This window comes from Candidatus Pantoea multigeneris (genome assembly GCF_011752615.1).
GTDB lineage: Bacteria > Pseudomonadota > Gammaproteobacteria > Enterobacterales > Enterobacteriaceae > Pantoea > Pantoea multigeneris.
The window spans coordinates 16,397-39,862 of the sequence record NZ_VWXF01000009.1 but is presented as its reverse complement, the minus strand read 5'-3'; the positions used below and the strand labels follow the sequence as shown (position 1 = coordinate 39,862).

Sequence of the window (23,466 nt, the reverse complement as noted above, 5' to 3'; positions counted from 1 at the left end):
AGGCCTGGATATTATCACAAGCGGGAATCCCCCCATTTTCAGGATAACGCACGGATTGGCTCTTCTGTCACCTCTTCTCCGACCTCGTCAGTGGTCTCTACATTGTCTGCGGTTTCTTCGCCTTCAAGGCTCTGTCGCCGATACTCGCTCGGACTAACGCCCACCCGTTTGCGAAAAATACGGGAAAAATAGAGCTGATCGTCGTAGCCCACTTCCCGTCCAATACCGGCGACAGACTCCTTAGTGGTTTGCAACAGTAACCGGGCGCGAATAATGCGCTGCTCTTCACGCCAGCGCAGCAAATTAATGCCCATTTGCTCGCTAAACAGATGTGTCAAACGCGAGGGTGACAGGCAAACGTGGCTGGCGATATCTTCAATTTTGTCATCGCTGGCCAGATGGCGGTTAATGTACTGGCACGCTTCAATCACGCGCGGGTCACGGATTTTCTCGCGGCTGCGTGGATCTTCCTCTACCGCGCGCAGCAACAGCCGCTCCAGCAGATTCATCGCCACCTCTTCGGCAAAGCGACGCCCGGAATTGTTCGCTTCCTCAATGTGGCTGAAGATCTTGTCGAATTCAGCCAGGTGCTCCTCGGTCAGCCGCAGTCTGCCCACGCCCTGCACTTTATCTTCCCAGCTCAGCCAGTCGATCCAGTAGGAACGCGGGCGGAAATAGATCCAGCGGTGGAACCAACTGGTGCAGTTATGCGCCCGGCCATAATAATGGGGGGTTTCTGGTTCAAACAGCAGCATATCCCCTGGCTCGCAGTGGAACATTTCTGCTCCCTTGAAAACCTGCCCGCGCCCTTTGATGGTGAGATTCAGGATGTAACCTTTCATGCCTAATGGACGATCGATAAAAAAATCTAACGCGCCAGAGGCCGTAACCGGGGTCAGGCCCGCCACCAGCCAGGCATTAAACGGGTAGCCTGGGAGTAGCGGATTGCTCTGAATGTCTGAAGGACTACGCTGGTGCATCATGCTTTACCCCTGTTTTTGACTGCACATCAACCTTTATTCTTACATCAGACTGCCTTATGTTTTTGCTTGTAGCGGTCAAAAATCACCGCAGCTAACAGTATCAAACCGCGCACGACATACTGTGAGAAGGGCGAAATATTCAACAAATTCATCGCATTCTCAACCGTCCCTAAAATCAACACGCCTGCAATAACGTACGAGATCTTACCGATACCGCCTTTTAGTGAGACACCGCCCAACACGCAAGCGGAGATCACCACCAGTTCATAACCTAAAGAGGTCATGGGCTGACCACTGGTCATGCGGGAAGCGAGGATAATGCCCGCCGCCGCAGAGACCAGTCCCGAGAGCATAAAGATGATGATGCGGGTACGGACCACCGGTACGCCCGCCAGGCGTGAGGCCTCTTCATTCCCACCAATGGATAAGGTGTTACGGCCAAACGTGGTTTTATTCAGCAGAAAACCGAATAGCCCGAGGGTGATAATCGTTAACCAGACCGGCGCAGGAATGCCTAACCAACTGGCAAACCCCAACGTAAAGAAGCGTTCGTCCTCAATGCCTACGGCTTTGCCGTCAGAGAAGATATAGGCAAGGCCGCGCACAATTTGCATGGTCGCCAGCGTGGTGATCAGAGCATTGATTTTCAGTCGGGCAATGACAAACCCATTGATAAAACCGGTGACCACACCCAGTGCTAAACCGGCGATCACCCCCAGCCACAGGCTTTCAGTCATATTGATGACCACAGACGTGACGACACCGGCACAGGCAATGACCGACGCCACTGACAGGTCAAAATCGCCAGAGGCCAGGCAAAACAGCATGCCGCAGGCCACCATGCCAGACATTGACATCGCCAGGCCCAGCCCTTTCATATTGATCAAACTGGCAAAATTAGGGACAAAAATCGCACAGACGATAAACAACAGCGCGAAGACCACCAACATGCCAAAGTTATCCCAGATGCGGCCAAAGGCGATACTGCTGCGAGCAACGGGCTGTGCGCCCTGCTGCGTTGTGGTTGAAGACATTGAGTTCTCCTCTTTCATGCCTCGGCTGTCCGGGCGTGAGTCACTGGCATAGCCAGACGCAAAATCTGCTGTTCATGGGCATTGGCATGGCTGACTTCGCCCGCAATTGCACCTTCACACATCACCACCACCCGATCAGCCAGCCCGATCACCTCGGGCAGGTCGCTGGAGGCAAATAGCACCGCAATACCGCGCTGCGCCAGTTGATAGATCAGCTGATAGATTTCATGTTTTGCCCCTACGTCGATGCCGCGCGTCGGCTCATCCAGCAAAATCACTTTCATCTCTTCCGATAGCCAGCGGCCCAGTATCGCCTTCTGCTGGTTGCCACCGGACAAATGCATGATCGGCTGATGTGCGTGGGGAGTTTTAATGTTGAGCGCCTGAATATGGTGCTGGGCGTTATGGGCTTCCCAGTCAGATTTGATTAGGCAGCCCGCGTGCAGATTATGCCGCCGGGCGCTGATGTTGATGTTATCCCGCACCGAATGCAGTGGAATGATACCTTCCGCTTTGCGATCTTCCGGGCACAGCATGATGCCTGCGCGAATCGCATCCATGGGTTGCTGGATGCGCAACGGTTGGCCGTCCAGTTTTATCTGGCCGCCACGCAGGGTGGTCGCGCCATAGATCCCCTTTAACAACTCGGTGCGGCCTGCCCCCACCAGGCCGAACAAGCCCACAATTTCCCCACGGCGCACGGTGAGTGAGATGGGCTCACGTACGCCTTTCGCCTGAACCTGTTCCAGCGTCAGACGGACTTCTCCCTGCGGTCGGGGGGTATAGCCATAGATATCGCCCAGGTTGCGCCCTACCATCGCCGCCACCAGATCGTCCTGGCGCGTACGTGCGATATCGGTGAAGGTGCGCACGTAGCGGCCATCTTTAAAGACGGTGATGGCATCGCTGAGGGCAAAAATCTCCTCCATGCGGTGCGAGACGTACAGGACCACCCGCCCCTCAGCGCGCAACTGTCGTATCACCCGAAACAGGTGTTCGATTTCCCGTGCTGACAGCGAACTGGTTGGCTCATCAAAAGCAATCACACGAGCATCCCGCGCCAGCGCTTTCGCGATCTCCACCATTTGCCACTGGCCTAATGACAAATATTTCAGCGGCATATCGGGATCTATCGCCATGCCTAGCTTGTTCAGTTGCTGCAAGGCCCGATCGCGTAACAGGCTGCGATTCACCAGGCCAAACCGATGTGGCACCTGACCAAGACAGATGTTCTCCGCCACGCTCATCTCCGGGACCAGATGCAGCTCCTGATAGATGATCGCCACGCCCGCATTCAGGGCATCTACCGTGTGGGTAAAATTAACCGCCTTCCCTTCCAGACGAATCTCGCCCGCGCTGGGCTGATAGCTGCCGCTGAGGATCTTGAGCAGAGTCGATTTCCCGGCTCCGTTTTCGCCCATCAGGGCATGTACCTGGCCGGCGTTACAGGAGAAGGTGATCTCCTGCAACGCTTTTACGCCCGGGAACGTTTTACTGATGCCGTGAAAACTCAGGTACGCGCTGTTGCTGTCCATGGTTATCTCCTGCCGTTACATCAGCCCTTTTTTCGCCAGCTCAGTTTTGAAGTTGTCACGGGTGATCAACACCACATCGGTGACTTCCGTAAACTTCGGCGGTTCAGTGCCTTTGGTCACCCAGTCATAGAGCATCTGGCTGCTTTTGTAGCCGTGAACATCAGGACTTGGCAGTAACGATCCATAAAAGCCGGTGGGCTGGCCTTTCGAGAGTTCGCTGACCGCATCCACCCCGTTGATGCCAATGCCAATCACATCCGGGGCCTTAAATCCCTGCCCTTCGGTGGCACGCACACCGCCCAGTACGGTGTTATCGTTCATGCCGACAATCAGCCAGTGTTTCACTTCAGGGTGCTGCACCAGCAGTGAGTTACCGGCATCGAATGCGCCGGGAATGTCATTGGATTTGGTCGGTACCTGATAAATCTGTGCCGCCGGGAAGCCCGCACTTTTCAGCGCATCCATCGCGCCGCTGGTACGGCGGCGAGCGGTATCCAGTTCATCTGCCGTAATGGTCATGACCCCGGTTTGCTTCACATCCCAGCCGCGTTTTTGCATCTCTTTGTAGAGTTCCTGGCCTTGACGCTCACCGATTTTCGTCGCGGCCATCATCACCAGGGGTACGCTGTCCATGGGTTTACCTTTCGCGGTGACAAACTGATCGTCTACCGCAATCACTTTCAGGCCGTAACCCCGTGCTTTGGCGGCAATCGCCGAGCCCAGCTTCGGATCGGGGGTACAGATAACAAACCCTTTTGCCCCACTTGCGGCCAGGCTGTCGATTGCATTCAGGGTTTTCTCACCGTCCGGCACCGCGATTTTAATCACCTCAAACCCCAGGTCTTTCCCTGCTTTATCGGCAAATTTCCATTCGGTCTGGAACCAGGGTTCTTCTGGCTGTTTAACCAAAAAACCCAGCTTGAGGGTCTCAGCGATAGCAGAATGTGACATAAGCGCCGCAAGGCTCAGCGCCGCAAATGTTTTAGCTAATTTATGCATATTGTTCTCCGGGTTTCGCGCCTTTCGGCCCGCACAGTGTAAGCGCTACCATCAATATTGATTTCAACCATGTAGATTTAAAAACAGTGAGTTAACCAAAAACCCCACTATTGACCTGCTTCTTGTGGCTATTATTTAGCGGGAAAAATGCACAAAGATAGAGAGCGCTATCACATCTCAAAACGATGACTGAATCGTCCATACATTCAGCAGAGTTAACCTTCGCTTCACTTTGCTATGGATCACGATTCTGCTATCGATAGCCGATTCGTACATATTGTCAGCCAGCAACGGCTAACCCTGATCAATCGCCTTCTCGCAGGATGAAAACAGCTAACTGATCAGGAGAGTTTCGATGCGTGTTGATGCCATAACGATTGGGCTGGATTTTGGCAGTGACTCGGTACGCGCGCTGGCGGTGGAATGCGCCAGCGGCAGTGAACTGCATAAGACGGTGGTGAATTACCCGCGCTGGCAACAGGGGCAGTTTTGCGATCCTCATACAAATCGCTTTCGCCATCATCCACAGGATTACATTGAAGCCATGACCGCCGCAGTGAGCCAGCTCAGTGCGGCCTTAACGGTTGAGCAGCGAAAATCCATTGTAGGCATCGGCGTCGACAGCACGGGATCAACCCCGGCCCCCATTGACGCCAGCGGCACCGTGCTGGCTCTGCGGCCGGAGTTTGCCACCAATCCCAACGCCATGTTTGTGTTGTGGAAGGACCACACCGCCATTGAGGAGGCGGAAGCGATCACCGCCCTGTGTCACAGCGGACGTTTTCGCGATTACAGCCAGTTTGTTGGCGGGGTTTACTCTTCCGAGTGGTTTTGGGCCAAGATTCTGCACATTACACGTGCCGATGCCGCCGTGCGTGAGGCCGCCGTGTCCTGGGTGGAACTGTGTGACTGGGTTCCGGCTTTGTTGAGCGATACCACCGCACCATCGCTTTTACAGCGCAGCCGCTGTGCCGCCGGGCACAAAGCGCTGTGGCACGCCAGTTGGGGAGGACTGCCCGATGCTGATTTCCTGCGCGCACTCGATCCGCTGCTGACACAACAGTTAGACGTTCCCCTGTTTCAACACACTTCCACTGCCGACCGGCCTGTGGGACAGCTCAGCGCGGCCTGGGCCGAGCGTCTCAATTTACCTGTAGGTATCGCCATTGCCGGGGGTGCATTTGACTGCCACATGGGCGCGGTTGGCGCAGGTGCGCAGCCCTATACGTTGGTGAAAGTGATCGGCACATCTACCTGTGACATTTTGATTGCCGATCCACAGCGGGTGGGCGCTCGCGCCATCAAAGGGATTTGTGGGCAGGTGGATGGCAGCGTGGTGCCCGGCAGCATCGGTCTTGAAGCGGGCCAGTCTGCCTTCGGAGATATTTATGCCTGGTTTGGACGTTTACTTAGCTGGCCACTGCAACAGGCGGCTCAGCAGCAGCCGGAACTGGAACCCCAGCTGGCCGTTCTACAGCAGTCATTGTTATCGCAGTTGACCGCGGCCTGGGTGGCCGATCCCCAGCTTGGCAATCTCCCATTAGTGCTGGACTGGTTTAACGGGCGGCGCACGCCTTTTGCCAATCAGCGTTTACAAGGGGTGATCGGGAATCTCAATCTCGGGACGGATGCACCCGCCCTGTTTGGCGGGCTGATCGCCGCCACCGCTTTTGGCGCACGCGCCATCATGCACTGTTTTGAACAGCAAGACATTCCGGTTCAGAGCGTGCTTGCCATTGGCGGCATTGCCCGCAAGTCCCCGGCGATTATGCAAGCCTGCGCGGACGTGATGCAGCGCCCGCTCGATATTGTGGCTTCCGATGAGTGCTGTGCCCTGGGGGCGGCCATTTTCGCCGCCGTCGCCGCCGGGGTGTTCGACGATGTGTCTGCCGCACAGCATTCGATGGCAAGTCCGGTCGAGCACAGTCTGCAACCCGATCCGCAGCGCGTTGCGCGCTACCAACAACTTTATCAACGCTATGAACAGTGGTGTGCCGTGCTGGAACCGCAGTACGCACCCGATGCCCTTTCTGCTCAGGTAAGGAGTGATAGATGATCGTCGAGAAAAATGCCCAGGTGTGGTTTGTGATTGGGACGCAGCATTTGTATGGCGCGGAGACCCTGCGCCAGGTGGAGCAACATGCGCAACAGGTGGTTCAGGGTTTGAATCAGCAGGCAGCACTGCCGTTGCCACTGACCTTAAAGCCGTTAGTGAAGACGCCAGATGAAGCTTACGCCTTTTGTCGTGCCGCCAGTTACGATGAGGATTGTGCTGGCGTGATCGTCTGGCTGCATACGTTTTCCCCTGCGAAGATGTGGATCGCGGGACTGAAGGTGTTGCAAAAACCGTTGTTGCAGCTTCATACCCAGTTCAATGCTGAGATCCCGTGGGACAGCATGGATATGGATTTTATGAACCTGAATCAGACGGCGCACGGTGGCCGCGAGTTTGGCTTTATCGGTGCCAGAATGGGGTTGCAGCACAGTGTGGTGACTGGCCACTGGCAGGATTTAGCCACCCATCGACGCGTGGCTGACTGGATACGTGCCGCTCAGGCTAAGCGCGCCAGTCAGCGGCTGAAGGTGGCGCGCTTTGGCGATAACATGCGTGAAGTGGCCGTGACCGAGGGCGATAAGGTCGCAGCGCAGATCCAGTTTGGTTACGCCGTGAATGGCTGGGGCGTGGGGGATCTGGCGGAAGTGATTAATGGCGTGAGCGATGGCGCGGTGAATGCGTTGCTCGATGAGTATGAGAGTCAGTATCGTTTTAGTGCCGATGCGGCAGTTGGCGGCGCTAAGCGGCAGAATGTGCTGGATGCCGCGCGTATCGAGCTGGGTCTGAAGCAGTTTCTCGACCATGAAGGGTGCCAGGCGTTTACCAGTAATTTCCAGACGTTACATGGAATAGCACAGCTACCCGGCCTGGCGGTGCAGCGTCTGATGCAACAGGGGTATGGTTTTGCCGGTGAAGGTGACTGGAAGACCGCTGCACTGTTGCACATTTTTAAGGTGCTGGCGGGCGATCGCCATGGCGGCACGTCGTTTATGGAGGATTACACCTATCATTTTGCCCCCGGCAACGATTTGGTGTTGGGCTCGCATATGTTAGAAGTGTGCCCTTCCATTGCCAAAGAGGAGAAGCCGTTGCTGGATGTGCAGTTTCTCGGCATTGGCGGCAAAGCCGATCCGGCACGGTTGATTTTTTCCGCCCCTGCCGGCCCTGCCATTAATGCTTCGCTGATCGATTTGGGTGACCGTTTCCGTTTGCTGGTTAACGTCGTCGATACCGTGGAACAGCCCCACGCCCTGCCGCAGTTGCCAGTGGCTCGGGCATTGTGGCGTGCGCAACCTTCCCTGGCCGTGGCATCCGAAGCATGGATTCTGGCCGGTGGCGCGCACCACACAGTGTTTAGCCAGGCATTAACGCTGGAAGATATGTATTTATACGGCGAGATGCACGGTATTGAAGTCGTCGTGATTGATGCCGAAACCCGACTGGCGGCATTTAAAGATCAGTTACACTGGAACGAGGCTTACTATCGTTTGCAACGTTAAATGCCGGGTGATGTGTGATCCGTGCTGTGTGAAAAGCCAACCTGATGAGGTTGGCTTTTTTGTTGTTATCGTGCGGGTTTTTTCAGGGCAAGATTTGGCGAGGTTGTGGGGGCGGGATGGAGATCGCGGCTTTTGGCTTTGGAGTTTGGAGTCTGGAGTCTGGAGTCTGGAGTCTGGAGTCTGGAGTCTGGAGTCTGGAGTCTGGAGTCTGGAGTCTGGAGTCTGGAGTCTGGAGTCTGGAGTCTGGAAGTCATGTTGTTATAGGTTGGGAGGCAAGGTCAACCAAGGGGGGTATGACCACTCGGGAACCTGGCTCCTGCCGATCGACACCGCCGTCCATGGCGGTGACGCTCTCGCTATCATACCCCCCTTGGCTGCCCCTCAAGCCATATCATCGCTGCAAGAAGATCGAGCTTCGTTGTGGGGTTCCAGATGACATTCTGCAAAATAATCGTCCGCTGTGTGCCAGGAGCGGACGCTGAATGTATAGTTGTGATGAATTTGTAGTTTCTTCATGATTAATTATTAAATACAAGTCCAGCTCTCCTTCCAAATTCCCGCGGATCTCAATGCCTCAACTTCATTCTCTTTTTCCTCTTGTGTTAGTTCCCCCTCAAAATTCATACGTATAAAATCCTGAGTTATCAATGAACAATCAAACTGTTCTGATGCAATCCCAATCACTTCATCAATCCCTTCAACTCTCAATCGGCAAGCTCGACAAAAACCAACTAATAATGCTCTCCTTATATCACGATATTCGTAATATTCCACTTCGTGATCAAATTTTAAAATTAGCAGAATATAGGCTCGATTGGGGCGATTAGGTATTATTATCGTTCTGACAATCCTTTTATCTGTGGTTTTATTATTTCGTATTTGGTGGTAATTAGAGGCAAGTACTTGCCTTGTAGCTCGACCTTCATCTGCCATCGACCTTAAAACTAATTCGTGGGCTTGAATATCATTAATCAATACGTCACTGTTTTTTAAAACAGCAGCACTATCTTGTTTAATATGTGAAATCTGACTTTCTATTAAACGATCCCACTCATAACTAATTTCATTGAATTTTTTCCAAGAAGAGTATGCATCGCTTCCACAAAAATTTCTCCAAGCACCTTCTTCAATAAACACCCTTTTATTGTTGGTGGGCAAAGGAGGGAATGAAAAACCTTGATGGTCCTCCAGTGGGTGCATAAGATAATGTGCAAGCAATTCTTCTTCACCGCATATGAAGAAATCAGTATCTTTTGCGCTCAAATATTTTTCTTTCTTGGTCAAGTAATTAACAAAATCTGAAGCCGTATCTAATTCTTTAAGTAAAATATCTAGTGTCAGCTCATCCAATACATGCACAAACTTATTTCTTCCCAAAGGCCACCCTATCATGAATGGATTTTCTTTATGGCCTTTTTCTTCAATTTCCGTATTGATAACTAAACTACTAGAACTCCCACCACCAAAATATTTTGCACAAGCTTCAGCAGAACCTCGTGTTACTGCAATTAAATGTATCTTTAATTTTTCTGATGGAGGTATCGGTATTGGAAATGGCTTTGTGCATTCTGGATCAATGAATATTCTATTTGGGAATTTTTTAATAAACGAAGCAGCACCTGACAACTGCCTTACAGATTTATTAATTGCACTTCTGTACCATCTGTACCATGCTGTTTCATTACTTTTTATTTCTGGATATTTACAGTGTTTATCAGAGAAGAGAAGGATATCGTTCCCGAAAACAACCATAAAGTCGCATAGCTCACTTCCTTTATTTTCATCTGTATATGGATTCGAATAGCTCCAGAAGTTAAGAAAGGTTTTTCTCGCTAATTTTGAAAGATAACGTTCAGATTCTGTAGCACCAATTTCAGTATTATTTTCATCCAATTCAATAGAGGGAGCATGATCCATTACCATTATACCAATCAATTAGAATTAATGTTGTCAAGATCAAAGTGTATCATTAAGAAAAGAAGTTGAATACCTATTTCAAAAAAACGTTCCAAAAAAATTAGTATTTATGGAAACCGTTGCCAATATAGTTGGTATAAGAAACCATGTTCGTATTAAAAAAGTCTGCTACCGCTCACAATGGCCCGTCATCGCTGTTCAAAAAACAGGCTTGAAACAGGCTATTTTCCGTATTCCCGGCATATCTCCGCGCTAAGGCTTTGCCTTGCCAGGACCTCTTCGACACTTTAAAGGCATTCTGTGATGCTGAAAATTCATATGGCCTCGTAGCTACCGTGTTTAGTTTCGTGCCTGTCGTTGAATGTTTTGATCAACACGCTCTAAATGTTTACAGCAAGCTGTTGCCACAAATTCCCAGGAAATCTCTTCTTCACCTCGCAAGCAACGTGAAGCCCGCTCACCATCGATTAACAAGGTCTACCTAAATTTATTCATTGCTGAAAGCGTGGTCAGGCTTAGTCGAACATCCTGGCGATATCATGCAGGAAATAACATTAAGAGCCGCCTGAGGAAAACTATTATCCTTAAGGCGGCATTTCCGTAATGAATAGAACACCTAGCCTCTAATATTAAAGACTTAAATTCCTGATGACCTCCTGACTTATCAGGAGATCCAGATGCGCACCGCCCGCATTTTTAAATACCGTAATATCTTCCTTCCTGCGCTGAATATTTTCGGTCTGGCAGAGACCAAAAAGGTCGTCATCGATATGTTCCTGGCTTATATAACCATCGCGAAGCGGGATAAAAAGGTCACCGGATCGTAAGGCCGCCTCGCGGTCATCAACGAATATTCGTGCTTTCTGCATTACACTGGCATCCGCTTCTTGCATATCTTCACGAAAACCGCCGACAAGGTCGATGTGAGTACCGGGTTGCACCCAGCGTCCCTCGATCAACGGAGCGATCGCGCTGGTTGCTGAAGTGATGATATCCGCCTGTCGCACGGCTGAATCGAGGTCACTGGCAAGGCTCACCTCCCTGCCTGTATCTTGAAGCGAGGTGATTAACGGTCCCAGTTTCTGTGGTGAACGGTTCCACAAAATGATTTTTTCCAGGGTCGGTCTGACGTGCAGATAGGCGTGTGCAAGTGCCTGTGCTATTGGCCCTGCCCCGATAACCAGCAGGACTTTACTGTCCTCTCTGCTGAGAAATTTCGCCGCCAGTGCAGAATCTGCCGCCGTTTTGTAGCGCGTAATGGCCGGGCCATCCAGAATGGCAGTGATTTCTTGAGTTAACGCATCAAATACAACAAAGGCGGCGTGTTCAGCAGGCAGTGGTGGAGATTTCAGTACATTCTCTGGATAAATGGAGGCAAGCTTAATGCCTGCACCGTAGCCGGGTAAAATAACACCGCGACTGAAAAGGCCAAACTGTGCATCTCCGGCGAAGAACTGCCCACCAACCGGGCGGTCTCCGAGGTGCCCCTGATGCAAGGCGCTAATCGCGTTGTCCCAGCTAAGGTTCTGACAGATTTCAGTTTCAGATATAAAGCACATGGATTCTCCGCATTAACCGGAATCCGTGCAGCTGACACGCTTCACCTTCTCCGGTCACGATTAAGTTATTGGGTAATGATGGCAACCGCATCGCCCAGTACGTTCATATCTGGCATCACACCGAGACCAGGCTCGTCGGAAGCAATCATGTAGCCGTTCTCAATGCGCGGGCCGCCGTCCGCAATTTTAATGCGGTGGTACTCATGAAACGCCGAGGACTGGAAATGACATTCGCGCGGCGTTGAGTGTGCAAGATGATTCAGCGCTGCGGTGGCAATTTCCCCGCCCCAGGAATCCTCAATCGTCAGGTTAATGCCGAGAGAGACGCACAAATCGCGGAACTGACGTGCTTTAGTCAGGCCGCCAATACGGCTGACCTTGAGATTAACAACATCCATCGCGCTGTCCTGATATCCACGCAGTAACACGCGCAAGTCATCCATGCATTCATCAAGAATAAACGGATGATCGCTGTGTCTGCGTACCGCCAGACACTCCTCATAACTCAGACAAGGCTGCTCAATGTAAATATCCACGCCCCTGATGGCTTTAACCACGCGCACCGCCTCATGCTGCTTCCAGCCGGTATTGGCATCAGCGGCCAGTACGTTGCCGGAATCAAGCATCTCGCTGACGGCAAAAATACGGTCAATATCCTCACTGGCATTAGCGCCGACTTTCATCTGAAACTGGCGGAACCCTTGCTGCTGATATTCCCTGAGTTTCGCCGCCATCGCATCCGGTTCCTGGCGGCTCACCACTTTGAACAGCGTTACTTTTTCCTGTAGCCGTCCGCCCAGTAGATTGTAGACAGGCTGACTTGTAGCCTTACCGAGTAAATCCCAGCAGGCCATATCGATGGCCGACTTAACATAAGGATGTCCCTTCAACAACGCATCCATCTTCTGGTTTATTTTACCCAACTGAAGAGGATCTTCGCCTATCAACCCTTTAGCGAGCAGATACAGGCCAGCCCGAGCGTCTTCTGCGTAAGCGGGTAAGTATGACGGCCCAAGCGGACAGATTTCTCCTGTGCCCGTCAAGCCGCTGTCTGTTTCAATCAATATGACCGTGCTGTCAAAAACGTCATAACTCTGATTAGACCAGCTATAAGTGTCCTTCAGCGTCAGGTCGATTTGGTGAATGGAGATTTTTACTATTTTCATCGTGAGGGCCCTCAGGATTGTGGTTTAGAGGCCTCACTATAGTTGTATATTTCGTGTATAAATTGGATATTCAGGACAGCTATCGGTACATTCAGGCAGGGCATAATATGCTTTCAGTTCAGCATCAGGCGGCAACCCACCCATTACCAGAAAAATTAAGCGTCGCCCCATATCACACAAAACGCTATGGCAAAATACACTCGAGGTCTGATTGTCGCTAAGCCATGGCGATAGCTTCCCCCATCCACATGCATACTTCGGTATCCGCCGAAGCAACATCCCTCCTCCCTCATTAAACTGCCCGAAATTCATTGATGGAGCTGAACATGATTGCAGTACTTTTTGAGGCAGATGCCTTGCCAGAAGCTCAGGAACGATATCTTCAGCTTGCTTCGGAGCTGAAGCCTCTCTTATCCCACACGCCGGGGTTTATTTCGATTGAGCGTTACCAGAGCCTGACTACGCCCGGAAAAATGCTTTCCCTGTCATGGTGGGAGGATGAAGCGTCGGTAGCCGGATGGAAGCAAAATGTGATACATCAGGCCGCGCAGAATGAAGGCAGACAGTCGATTTTTTCATTCTACAGAATACGGGTAGCCAACGTATTCCGTGATTACTCTTCGGATCAAGGAACACATCAGCATGTATGACATTCACGTTATTCTCCAAAACAGCCCGGGTTCACTGGGTACTCTGGGCAGAGTGCTGGGCGAAAATGGAGTGGGACTTGAAGGCGGTGGTGTATTCACAACCCCTGAGGCCGGACATGCGCACTTTCTGGTAGAAGATGGTGAAAAAGCTCGCCGGGTGCTGGCTGAAGCCGGTTTTGAAATCTACAACCTGTGTCGTCCCCTGGTAAGAAAGTTACCTCAGGAACGGCCGGGTGAGTTAGGAGAAATCGCTGACACAATTGCCCGGAACGGCATTAATATTCTGGTACAGTACAGCGACCACCGCAACCGGCTGATTCTCATCACAGATGATGATCTTCGGGCTGCTGAAGTCACCCAAAAATGGGCTATACCTTCTGAATGAAACCCGCTAAAAAACAGTGCGGCAATGAGCCGGATGACGCGCTTGAAACATCAATGGCCATGGTCGCTTCTGCTCTGTCTGACCCGTCAAGGGTCAGTATCCTGTGCGCTCTGATGGACGGGAGCGCATGGACAGCCACCGAACTCAGCGTAGTGGCTGACATAGCAGCCTCGACCACCAGCGGACATCTAAACCGGCTTCTCAGCAATGGGCTGATCATTTGCCTGACGCAGGGAAGGCATCGGTATTACAGCCTGGCGGGCCATCATATTGCGGGATTGCTGGAAAACTTGATGGGCGTTTCCATGCGTGTTCACAAGACCCTCGCTTCAAGTACGCCGGTCTATCTTCGTTACGCTCGCACCTGCTATGACCATCTGGCGGGTGAACTGGCTGTCAGTATTTATGCGTTTATGCTGCGGGAAAAATGGCTCACAGCAGATGGCTCGAAGCTGACATCCGTCGGCAAAATGCATTTTGAAAGAATGGGCGTTTTACTTAACGCCCGCACGCGCCGCAAGCCCTGTTGCCCCTGTCTGGACTGGAGTGAACGACGTTTTCACCTTGGCGGTGATGCTGGCTCGGCACTGCTTACGCTTTTCCTGCAAAAAGGGTGGATAACGCGTACACCGGGATATCGTGAAGTGAACGTAACCGATTCAGGCAAGGCCGCAATGTATCGGCTTTTTGAGCTGAAAGTCACCTGATCGGTTGCTTTAATCAAAAGATTTAAGCTGCCCTCACTTTTCATATTCTTTTATCAAAGAATATGAAAATAACTTAACGGGCTAGTGAATGATTTGGCCCGATCAAACCCACCTGGGACATAATGCTGTTCGATTAAGACTCAATATTTCGCCCCTTCACATACTGCCAGAATCGTTCCGCCGTGAGATTTAAACGGGCACCGGAGCGGTAAACATAAGCCGAAATCTTCAGCGAAAGGCTGTAATCCATGACCGCCAGCCTTCTCTCTTCCAGCTCAGTCTGAATCGAGTAATTAGGCAACCAGCCAACAGCATCGCCTTTCAGTATCATGCGTTTCAGCAATTCGCTCATGGAGGAGACAAAGGTGAGCATAAATGTGGTGTTCGGTATGCGATCAATGACCTGGTTGACCTGACGCCCCATATAGCTGTCGTTGGCATATTTAACCAACGGCAGCCTCTCGCCATTTATCGAGTAGAGGGGCTTGCCGCGTTGATCACAGGGTGAGACCAGGTGCAAAGCAGAGTCGAAGATTTTATGGTGAATAAACGGGTAATTCATCAGTTCTTCATTATAAAAGGACAGGATAAAATCACTTTTCCCCTCCTTGAGATTAAACACGGCATCATTGACGTTAATCGATTCAACAAAGAACACTTTATCCGGGCTGTCACGGTAATCCGCTAAGATATCGGGCAGAAGCAGGACAGAAAGTGAAGGCGCGGCATCAATGCGGATGCTCTGCTTCAGCTTATCCTCACCCTTGATGCGGCTGATTTGGAAGTCCAGATCGTCGATCATATTTCTGGCATAGCCGACAAATATCCTGCCCTGTGGCGTCAATTGCGGAGGATTCACTTCACGATTGAAGACGCTGAAACCCAGGTTAGATTCCAGTGCCTGAATCCTTCTGCTGAACGAGGACTGCGAAATATTCCTTTTTTCTGCCGCCAGCGTAAAGCTACGACACTCTTCCAGAGCAATCACATCATAAAACCACTTCACTTCGAGATTACTTAGCATTTCTTTGCTCCGATTACAGCCCCCATTTCTATGCAATTTTTACATGACAAATGATTTATATGCAATTTCTGCATCAAAAAGCCAGTGCTAATATCCGCTTATCAATCGGGTCGGTGACTGCCGCCTCGCCATACATGCAATGATTCAAGGTATTCTATGAGCGCAATTACATCTGTCATGCAACATCTCTCCAGCCTTGGCATCAACGATGTCAGCGAGATCGTTTACAACCCGAGTTATGAACTGCTCTTCGAACATGAAACCGCAGCCGATCTCAAAGGCCCGGCGCGCGGTATTCTGACCACTTCAGGCGCGGTGACCGTTGATACCGGTGAGTTCACTGGCCGTTCTCCGCGTGATAAGTACATCGTTCGCGACGATGTGACCCGAGATACCCTGTGGTGGTCCGATGCAGGTCAGGGTCGCAACGATAACAAACCGATGTCCGTTGAGGTGTGGGCGCAGCTGAAAACGCTGGTTGCCGATCACCTGTCGGAAAAAGCGCTTTATATCGTTGATGCCTGGTGTGGCGCGAGTGCTGATACCCGCCTGGCGGTACGCTTTGTCACTGAGGTGGCGTGGCAGGCGCACTTTGTCAAAAATATGTTCATCGCACCAACTGCCGATGAGCTGGCAAACTTTACCCCGGACTTCACCGTCATTAACGGCGCGGGTTGCGTGAATCCGCAATGGCAGGAGCAAGGGTTAAACTCTGAGACTTTTGTTGCCTTCAACCTGACTGAAAATATTCAGCTGATCGGGGGTACCTGGTACGGTGGCGAGATGAAAAAAGGGATGTTCTCAGTGATGAACTACCTGCTGCCGCTGAAGGGTATCGCTTCAATGCACTGCTCGGCAAACCGCGGTGAACAAGGTGACGTGGCGCTGTTCTTCGGCCTCTCCGGCACCGGTAAAACCACACTGTCGACCGATCCACGTCGTCAGCTGATTGGCGATGATGAACACGGTTGGGATGCAGACGGCGTATTTAACTTTGAAGGCGGCTGCTATGCGAAAACCATTAATCTGAAAGCGGAGTCCGAACCGGAAATTTATGGCGCAATCCGCCGTAACGCGCTGCTGGAAAACGTCGTGGTCAGAGAAGATGGCAGCGTAGATTATGCCGATGGCAGCAAAACCGAGAACACCCGTGTCTCCTATCCGCTGTCACATATCGAAAATATCGTGTTGCCGGTTTCTCGTGCCGGAGCTCCTTCTCGCATCATCTTCCTCGCGGCGGATGGCTTCGGGGTGCTCCCACCAGTTTCTCGCTTGACGCCGGAACAGATGCAGTATCACTTCCTGTCTGGTTTTACCTCGAAACTGGCTGGCACCGAGCGCGGCATTACAGCGCCGACGCCAACGTTCTCTGCCTGCTATGGCGCAGCGTTCCTGATGCTGCACCCAACGCAGTATGCCGATGTGCTGCAGGAGAAAGTCGCTCAGAGCGGCGCGGAAGTGTGGTTGGTGAATACGGGCTGGAATGGCAAAGGTGAGCGCCTGTCACTGAAGGATACGCGTCAGATCGTCAATGCCATCCTCGAAGGGGAAACCGGTGCGTTGCGCGAGGAAACCTTGCCGATATTTGGCCTCGCTATTCCGCAAGAAATTGCTGGCGTGAACGTGAATACCCTTGATCCACGCAACGGCTGGGAAACCCCGGCACAGTGGCACGAAGCTGCCGAGAAACTGGCTCAACTATTTATCAATAACTTCCAACAGTACAGCGGTAACGAAGCCGGTGCGCGCATTGCTCAGGCAGGCCCGAAGTTAGGGCAGTAAGCCTGAACCAGAGTGTGAAACGGTAACACGCTGTCGCCGAAAATAACGCGCTGATATCTGACAGATCTGACGCTGCCCTGCGCATAAACGCCGGGCAGCGTTTTTTATTTTTATCGTCGGTCACACCCATGCCGCTTTTCCACCTCATCCCGGAAAATGAGAAACAAGCGCACCCAATTATTCAGTGCTAAAACGTTGCCGATGCTGGCCAGGTGTCACGCCCACAATTTTGCGGAAGATCTTGCGGAAGGCAGAAGCGTCGGTGTATCCCACTTCCCACGCGATCACATCGACAGGACGAGCTGTAAGCTCCAGTGCATCCCGCGCTTTCATTATCCTGACCTGTTGCAAGTAATCCGTCGGCCTTAATCCCGTCGCTTTCTGGAAATGACGGAGAAAAGTCCGGGGTGACAAGGACACCCGTTCAGCCATCGTTTCAATGCTGTGCTGTTCGGAATAGCAGGCATGCAAGTGATGCTGGACAAGCAAAATCTTGCTGTCGCCATGTTCAAAATTAGGGATAAATACGGCATAGGGACTTTGTTCACGTCTGGGAGGATCGACCAGCAAAAAGCGGGCAGTGGCAAGCATTGTGCTGGTTCCTGATATTTTCTCTATCAACGTTAGCCCCAGATCTATCCAGGCAAGAATGCCACCGGCGGTAATAATATCGCCATCGTCAATAACCATTTTTTCAGCTACAACGTCTATCTCTGGAAAACGATCGGCTAATGTTTGCGCAAAGGCCCAGTGCGTTGTTGCCCGGCGGCGATTAATTAACCCGGTTTCGGCCAGAACAAATGCGCCTGCACAAACGGAACACAGCGTGACACCTTGGTTATAAAGCGTACTCATCCAGTCAGCAGGCACCTTCATGGAGGTCATCCGTGCTGGCATCACCAGACTTGGCGGCACAATCAGATAACTTATCCGGTGGGATTCATCTGGATGGCTATCCCAGACACATTCCAACGTATCGCCCTCTTCATTTACCTGCCAGTGTGAAACGCGGATCGCCAGTTTGCGATCCTCTCCAGAAATGCTCATAGCCCAGTCAGCAGCGATCCTGAACATGTCGGTCAGCCCGTACACTGCGGCGAGTTGGCAGTCCCGGTAAATCAACAGGCCAATCTCGGCGACTATCGTACTTTTTGCAGAATTCATATTTGTCACTTTTAACACTTATAATGTCATATATGACAAGTGTATCTGCTCAGGTATTGCCTGACAATATGTTCCACAGGCCATCACTACGATGACCTGAAAAATTGTAAAGGAGCGCATATGTCAGGCGCAGCAATTGAGAAGTTCAATATTTCAAGGCGTGAACTGTTAATTCTTGGCAGCACGCTATCGGCAAGTATTGGGCTTTCTCACTCCTCCCTCGCCCAGGGGATAACATTATTATCATTACCTTCAGGAGATATCCCTATGAGTAACGGCATCATTACGACCAAAGATGGCACCCGGATTTTTTACAAAGACTGGGGCCCAAAGAGTGCACAACCTGTCGTGTTTCACCATGGCTGGCCGTTAAGTGCTGACGACTGGGACAATCAGATGCTGTTCTTCTTATCTGAAGGTTATCGCGTTATCGCCCATGACCGTCGTGGTCACGGACGTTCCGATCAAACCGATACCGGTAACGATATGACGACTTATGCGGCAGACGTGGCTGAACTCGCCAGGACGCTGAATCTGAAGGACGCCATTCACATTGGCCACTCTACTGGCGGTGGCGAAGTGGCACGTTATGTCGCTCATGCTGAGAAAGGCAGGGTCGCTAAGGCTGTTTTGATGGGTGCTGTCCCCCCAATCATGCTTAAAACCCCCGCCAATCCGCAGGGCTTGCCGTTATCAGTATTTGACGGTTTCCGTTCTGCTCTGGCAACTAATCGCGCACAATTTTATATCGACGTGCCAGCAGGACCCTTTTATGGCTTCAACCGCCCTGGCGCGAATGTCATCCAGGGCTTGATAAACAACTGGTGGCGTCAGGGAATGGCTGGCGGTGCTAAAGCGCAGTACGACTGTATAGCTGCCTTCTCAGAAACTGACTTTACTGAAGACCTGAAAGCCATCACCGTGCCGGTGTTGGTGATGCATGGTGAAGATGACCAGATAGTGCCAATCGATGACTCCGCGCATAAATCAGTTAAATTGTTGAAGCATGGCACCCTGAAAACCTATCCGGGTCTGCCGCATGGAATGTTTGCGACCCATCCTGAAAAAATTAATCCTGATTTGCTGGCTTTCGCCAGGGGTTAAAGGATACCAAAAGCGCCATCTACGACTGGAACGCACCGACGAAGGTCTGCACATCACTCACATAAAGGCGGGGATGGTGAGGAGTAGAGTAAAGCTTCCGCTGCATGGATGCGGCGGCAGAGCCTCCAGGGACGGATTTACGGCGTCTTTACGGCACTCCCCGCCATCTGCGACTGGAACGCACCAACACCGACAGCACCGCGCCATCTGCGACTGGAACGCACGGATACAGACCGCACCGGGCCAGACTGAAACGCACGAACACAGTCCGCTCCGGGCCAGACTAAAACGCACGAACCCAACCCGCACCATCCAGAACCCAAACTACCCCCCCTGCTCCGGTGACTGCGTAGGCACCACACGCTTCACCGGCGCATTCTGCTGACGATCCCACATAATCGTCAGCACTCGCTGGAGAGCAATAAACGCAAACAGCAGGATACCGATGGCGATCTTGGTCCACCAGGAACTCAGCGTGCCGTCGAAATTAATCCAGGTCTGAATCAGCCCCTGAATCAGCACGCCAAACAACGTCCCCAACACCGTACCCACACCGCCTGCGAGCAGCGTGCCGCCAATCACCACCGAAGCGATCGCATCTAACTCAACGCCGAGTCCGGCTAAGGCATAACCTGCGGAGGTATACACCGAAAACACAATTCCGGCCAGGGTCGCCAGCGTGGTTGACAGCATATACACTTTCACCGTGGTGGCTCGGGTAGAAACCCCCATCAACTGCGCCGATGTCAGATTGCCACCTATTGCATACACCTGATTGCCAAAACGGGTTCGGTGCGCCAGCACGATCCCCACGGCGACAACGGCTAACATCACCAGCGCCAGCAAACTCAATCGGCCACCCCCGGGAATACGCCAGGCCAGACTCGAAAGCGTCGCATACAGGGGATGATCAATGGGAATCGAATTCTCAGACACCAGATAACTACAGCCACGCAGGAAAAACATCCCGGCGAGCGTAATGATAAAAGCCGGAATCTTCAGCGCATCTATCAACCAGCCCATCAGCGCACCAAAACAGGCCCCCGCTAACAGAATCAGACTAAAGGCTAACCACGGATTCAGATGGAAATCACCGATTGCGCGCGCCAGAAACACGCCGGTAAAGGCAATCACTGCCCCCACCGACAGATCGATACCGCCGGAAAGGATCACAAAAGTCATACCGACGGCAATAATGCCAAGAAATGCGTTATCGGTCAGAATATTGGCGATCACCCGCGTGGAGGCGAACCCCGGAAACTGGCTCAGGCAAAACAGATAACCGGCGACAAACACCAACAGCGTGATCATCAACGGCAAATGACGTTTTATCATCGGGAACCTCGGCGTTTAAACAGCGCAATAAAACGGGGAGACTGAATCAGCAACACCGCCATCACCACCGTCGCTTTCACCACTTGATTCAGCTCCGGCGGAAAACCAGAAAGCAAAATCCCGGTATTCATCGACTGGATAATTAACGACCCCAACAGCGACAGCAGCAGGCTAAAACGCCCTCCCAGTAATGAAGCACCGCCAATCACCACCGCGAGAATCGCATCCAGCTCCAGCCACAGCCCGGCGTTGTTGGCATCCGCACCGCGAATATCTGCCGCAACAATCAACCCGGCGACCGCAGCACACAACCCACTGATGGCATACGTTGACATCACCACCAGCCAGCCGGTCACGCCCGCATTACGCGCCGCACGCAGGTTGATCCCCACGGCTTCTATAAACAGACCTAATGCCGTCTTGCGCGTCAGCAACCAAATGGCTAACGCCACCACCAGGGTGATCCAGACGGGCACGGGTAGCCACCACAAGGAACCGCTACCAAACCAGGCCAGCGCGTCATTATCAAACGTCACGATCTGCCCCTGAGTGATCAACTGCGCGATACCACGCCCTGCCACCATCAGGATCAACGTGGCGACAAACGGCTGAATACGCAGCAGTGCAACCAACACCCCGTTCCATAAACCGCACAGCAAACCGGAAGCCAGCGTTGCCGCAATCACAAACGGCAGGCCATGACCTGCTACGGTCAACGTGGCCGCCGTCGCACCGGCAATCGCCATCACCGCCCCCACCGAAAGATCGATTCCCCCGGTGGCAATCACCAACGTCATACCCAGCGACAACAAGGCAACCGGTGCCGCGCGATTCAGGATATCCACCGGACTACCAAACAGCCGCCCATCCTGAATGTGAATGGCAAAAAAGTTATTCGCCACCAGACTGTCGACCAGCAACACCAAAATCAACGCGGCAACCTGCGGCAGACCGGGAGGCAGACGGAACGGCCGCTTTGGCGTCTTTTCCCGTTGCAGATGAGACTCAAGCATGTTGACTACCCCCTTGCGCGATGGCGTTAACAATCGCAGCCACCGAAAGCTGCTCCAGAGGAATTTCAGCGACCTGCTGTAAATCCCGCATGATCACCACGCGATCGGCGTAACCCACCAGCTCTTCCAGCTCTGAAGAGATCACCAACAGCGCCAGCCCATCGGCGCACAGTGACTCTATCAAACGGATAATCTCCGCATGAGCCCCCACATCGATGCCGCGCGTTGGCTCATCCAGAATCAGGAACTGCGGTTTAGTCACCAGCCAGCGTGACAGCAACACCTTTTGCTGATTACCGCCAGAAAGCAGCTCCACCGGCTGCTCGGCATGAGGCGTACGAATCCCTAAATGCTGAATGAAACGTTCAGCCAGCGCCTGTTGCTCGCGCTTTTTAATCGGTCGCAGCCAGCCGCGCTGGGCCTGCAACGCCAGAATGATATTTTCCCGCACCGAGGCGGCACCAATAATGCCATCCGTCTTGCGATCTTCCGGACAGAACCCCATCCCCAAACGAGACGCCTGTGCCGGGTTGTTGATACGCTGCACCTTGCCCTTCACCGTGGCCGTGCCGCTATCTGCCCGCCTTACGCCAAACAGCACTTCTGCCGTTTCCGTACGCCCGGAGCCCAACAGCCCGGCCAGGCCCACCACTTCTCCGGGCCGGACATCGAGATCGAAAGGCGCAATGGTGCCTTTTTTTCCGTACTGCCTGAAACTCACCGTCGGCGTCTCACTGCGTAAGGTACTGCCCTGACGCTGAAGCGCCGTTTCCAGCAGCTCATGCCCCAGCATCAACTTAACCAGTTCGATTTGCGGCAGTGAGGCGGTATCCCGCGTGGCAATAAACTGCCCGTTGCGTAACACCGTGATGCGGTCGGTAATGCGATACACCTGATCGAGAAAGTGCGTGACAAAAATCAGCCCCATGCCTTTGTCACGTAATTGCTGCATCAGGCTAAACAGCATATCGACTTCACTGGCGTCGAGACTGGCGGTGGGTTCGTCCAGAATCAACACCTGAGCAGAAAGGTCCACCGCGCGGCAAATGGCAATAATCTGTTGCATCGCAACTGAGAAATGGCCCAAAGGGCGTGTGACATCCAGCTGAAAACCGTAGGCACCCAGCAACGCCTCCGCCGCCCGCGCCATACTTTTTCGGTCAATCATCCCCAGTCGACGCGGTTCACGGCCAATAAACAGATTATCCGCCACCGACATATTCGGCAGCAGATTCACTTCCTGGTAAACCGTCCCAATCCCGAGTGCCTGGGCTTCTGCGGTATTACGCGGGCTAATGTCCCGCCCAGCGAGGCTGATGCTACCGCCGTCACGGCTGTAGACCCCGGTCAGCACTTTAATTAACGTCGATTTTCCCGCGCCGTTCTCCCCCAGCAAGGCCATGATCTCGCCTTTGCGCAAGCTGAAAGAGACATTGTCGAGCGCTTTAACGCCGGGAAAGGCTTTGGTGATGCCGTTGATGGCGAGCAGTGGTGGCGAAGCTGAGTCGTGCATCTGCATAGTTCCCCGTCAGACCAACGAGAAAGCCGCCCGGT

Annotated in this window: 19 protein-coding genes; 7 read left to right on the top strand and 12 right to left on the bottom strand. The window is 52.5% G+C overall.

The features are described from left to right. Positions 1–38 precede the first annotated feature (38 nt). From araC to F3J40_RS18530, 4 genes are read right to left on the bottom strand one after another with little or no spacing between them, the layout of a single operon-like run. Positions 39–983: an arabinose operon transcriptional regulator AraC gene (araC, locus tag F3J40_RS18545; RefSeq protein ID WP_167016932.1), complete on the bottom strand. Its 945-nt coding sequence runs from the start codon at positions 981–983 to the stop codon at positions 39–41. A gap of 44 nt (positions 984–1,027) precedes the next feature. After that, positions 1,028–2,017: an L-arabinose ABC transporter permease AraH gene (araH, locus tag F3J40_RS18540; protein WP_167016930.1), complete on the bottom strand. Its 990-nt coding sequence runs from the start codon at positions 2,015–2,017 to the stop codon at positions 1,028–1,030. Between the two features lie 14 nt (positions 2,018–2,031). Further along, positions 2,032–3,552 carry an L-arabinose ABC transporter ATP-binding protein AraG gene (gene araG / locus F3J40_RS18535; protein ID WP_167016928.1) on the bottom strand — a complete coding sequence of 507 codons (1,521 nt, stop codon included), beginning with the start codon at positions 3,550–3,552 and terminating at the stop codon, positions 2,032–2,034. 15 nt (positions 3,553–3,567) lie between these two features. Further along, a complete protein-coding gene (locus tag F3J40_RS18530; RefSeq protein ID WP_017346167.1) occupies positions 3,568–4,551 on the bottom strand; it encodes an arabinose ABC transporter substrate-binding protein in 984 nt (327 codons plus the stop codon). Positions 4,552–4,906: 355 nt separating this feature from the next. On the opposite strand from F3J40_RS18530, the gene F3J40_RS18525 reads away from it, so the two are divergent. Then, a complete protein-coding gene (locus tag F3J40_RS18525; protein ID WP_167016927.1) occupies positions 4,907–6,607 on the top strand; it encodes a ribulokinase in 1,701 nt (566 codons plus the stop codon). Then, the gene (gene araA / locus F3J40_RS18520; RefSeq protein ID WP_167016925.1) at positions 6,604–8,106 is read left to right on the top strand and encodes an L-arabinose isomerase; all 1,503 of its coding nucleotides are present in this window, start codon (positions 6,604–6,606) and stop codon (positions 8,104–8,106) included. Before F3J40_RS18525 ends, araA begins: the two co-directional genes overlap by 4 nt. Positions 8,107–8,631: 525 nt before the next feature. Here the strand turns inward: araA and F3J40_RS18515 are convergent. The 3 genes from F3J40_RS18515 to F3J40_RS18505 all read right to left on the bottom strand — a co-directional run bounded on the left by F3J40_RS18515 (position 8,632) and on the right by F3J40_RS18505 (position 12,748). Beyond that, the gene (locus F3J40_RS18515) at positions 8,632–10,029 is read right to left on the bottom strand and encodes a hypothetical protein (RefSeq protein ID WP_167016923.1); all 1,398 of its coding nucleotides are present in this window, start codon (positions 10,027–10,029) and stop codon (positions 8,632–8,634) included. 623 nt (positions 10,030–10,652) lie between these two features. Then, the gene (locus F3J40_RS18510; protein WP_167016921.1) at positions 10,653–11,582 is read right to left on the bottom strand and encodes an ornithine cyclodeaminase family protein; all 930 of its coding nucleotides are present in this window, start codon (positions 11,580–11,582) and stop codon (positions 10,653–10,655) included. Positions 11,583–11,647: 65 nt separating this feature from the next. Next, the gene (locus F3J40_RS18505) at positions 11,648–12,748 is read right to left on the bottom strand and encodes a cis-3-hydroxy-L-proline dehydratase (protein WP_167016919.1); all 1,101 of its coding nucleotides are present in this window, start codon (positions 12,746–12,748) and stop codon (positions 11,648–11,650) included. 326 nt (positions 12,749–13,074) lie between these two features. Here F3J40_RS18505 and F3J40_RS18500 point away from each other — a divergent pair, with 326 nt between their 5' ends. The 3 genes from F3J40_RS18500 to F3J40_RS18490 are packed head-to-tail and all read left to right on the top strand — an operon-like array spanning position 13,075 to position 14,490. Next, on the top strand, positions 13,075–13,398 hold the full coding sequence (locus F3J40_RS18500) for an antibiotic biosynthesis monooxygenase family protein (RefSeq protein ID WP_167016917.1): 324 nt from the start codon (positions 13,075–13,077) through the stop codon (positions 13,396–13,398). Further along, positions 13,391–13,783 carry an amino acid-binding protein gene (locus tag F3J40_RS18495; RefSeq protein WP_167016915.1) on the top strand — a complete coding sequence of 131 codons (393 nt, stop codon included), beginning with the start codon at positions 13,391–13,393 and terminating at the stop codon, positions 13,781–13,783. The genes F3J40_RS18500 and F3J40_RS18495 overlap by 8 nt, the downstream gene beginning before the upstream one ends. Next, positions 13,780–14,490, top strand: coding sequence for an ArsR/SmtB family transcription factor (locus F3J40_RS18490; RefSeq protein WP_167016913.1), 711 nt, complete (start codon positions 13,780–13,782; stop codon positions 14,488–14,490). Before F3J40_RS18495 ends, F3J40_RS18490 begins: the two co-directional genes overlap by 4 nt. 133 nt (positions 14,491–14,623) lie before the next feature. Here F3J40_RS18490 and F3J40_RS18485 read toward each other — a convergent pair whose 3' ends face one another. After that, positions 14,624–15,514 carry a LysR substrate-binding domain-containing protein gene (locus tag F3J40_RS18485; RefSeq protein WP_167016911.1) on the bottom strand — a complete coding sequence of 297 codons (891 nt, stop codon included), beginning with the start codon at positions 15,512–15,514 and terminating at the stop codon, positions 14,624–14,626. Positions 15,515–15,670: 156 nt separating this feature from the next. Between F3J40_RS18485 and pckA the strand changes: the two genes are divergently transcribed. Next, positions 15,671–17,296 carry a phosphoenolpyruvate carboxykinase (ATP) gene (gene pckA, locus F3J40_RS18480; RefSeq protein WP_167016909.1) on the top strand — a complete coding sequence of 542 codons (1,626 nt, stop codon included), beginning with the start codon at positions 15,671–15,673 and terminating at the stop codon, positions 17,294–17,296. Positions 17,297–17,473: 177 nt separating this feature from the next. Here pckA and F3J40_RS18475 read toward each other — a convergent pair whose 3' ends face one another. After that, positions 17,474–18,460, bottom strand: coding sequence for a GlxA family transcriptional regulator (locus tag F3J40_RS18475; RefSeq protein WP_167016907.1), 987 nt, complete (start codon positions 18,458–18,460; stop codon positions 17,474–17,476). A 267-nt stretch (positions 18,461–18,727) separates the two neighbouring features. Between F3J40_RS18475 and F3J40_RS18470 the strand changes: the two genes are divergently transcribed. Beyond that, positions 18,728–19,564, top strand: a complete 837-nt coding sequence (locus F3J40_RS18470) for an alpha/beta fold hydrolase (RefSeq protein WP_167017215.1) — start codon at positions 18,728–18,730, stop codon at positions 19,562–19,564. A gap of 324 nt (positions 19,565–19,888) precedes the next feature. Here the strand turns inward: F3J40_RS18470 and yjfF are convergent, their stop codons facing one another. The 3 genes from yjfF to ytfR are packed head-to-tail and all read right to left on the bottom strand — an operon-like array spanning position 19,889 to position 23,425. Continuing rightward, on the bottom strand, positions 19,889–20,899 hold the full coding sequence (yjfF, locus tag F3J40_RS18465; RefSeq protein ID WP_167016905.1) for a galactofuranose ABC transporter, permease protein YjfF: 1,011 nt from the start codon (positions 20,897–20,899) through the stop codon (positions 19,889–19,891). After that, positions 20,896–21,912: a galactofuranose ABC transporter, ATP-binding protein YtfT gene (gene ytfT, locus F3J40_RS18460; RefSeq protein ID WP_167016904.1), complete on the bottom strand. Its 1,017-nt coding sequence runs from the start codon at positions 21,910–21,912 to the stop codon at positions 20,896–20,898. Before ytfT ends, yjfF begins: the two co-directional genes overlap by 4 nt. After that, positions 21,905–23,425: a galactofuranose ABC transporter, ATP-binding protein YtfR gene (ytfR, locus tag F3J40_RS18455; RefSeq protein WP_167016903.1), complete on the bottom strand. Its 1,521-nt coding sequence runs from the start codon at positions 23,423–23,425 to the stop codon at positions 21,905–21,907. The genes ytfT and ytfR overlap by 8 nt, the downstream gene beginning before the upstream one ends. Between the last annotated feature and the right edge of the window lie 41 nt (positions 23,426–23,466).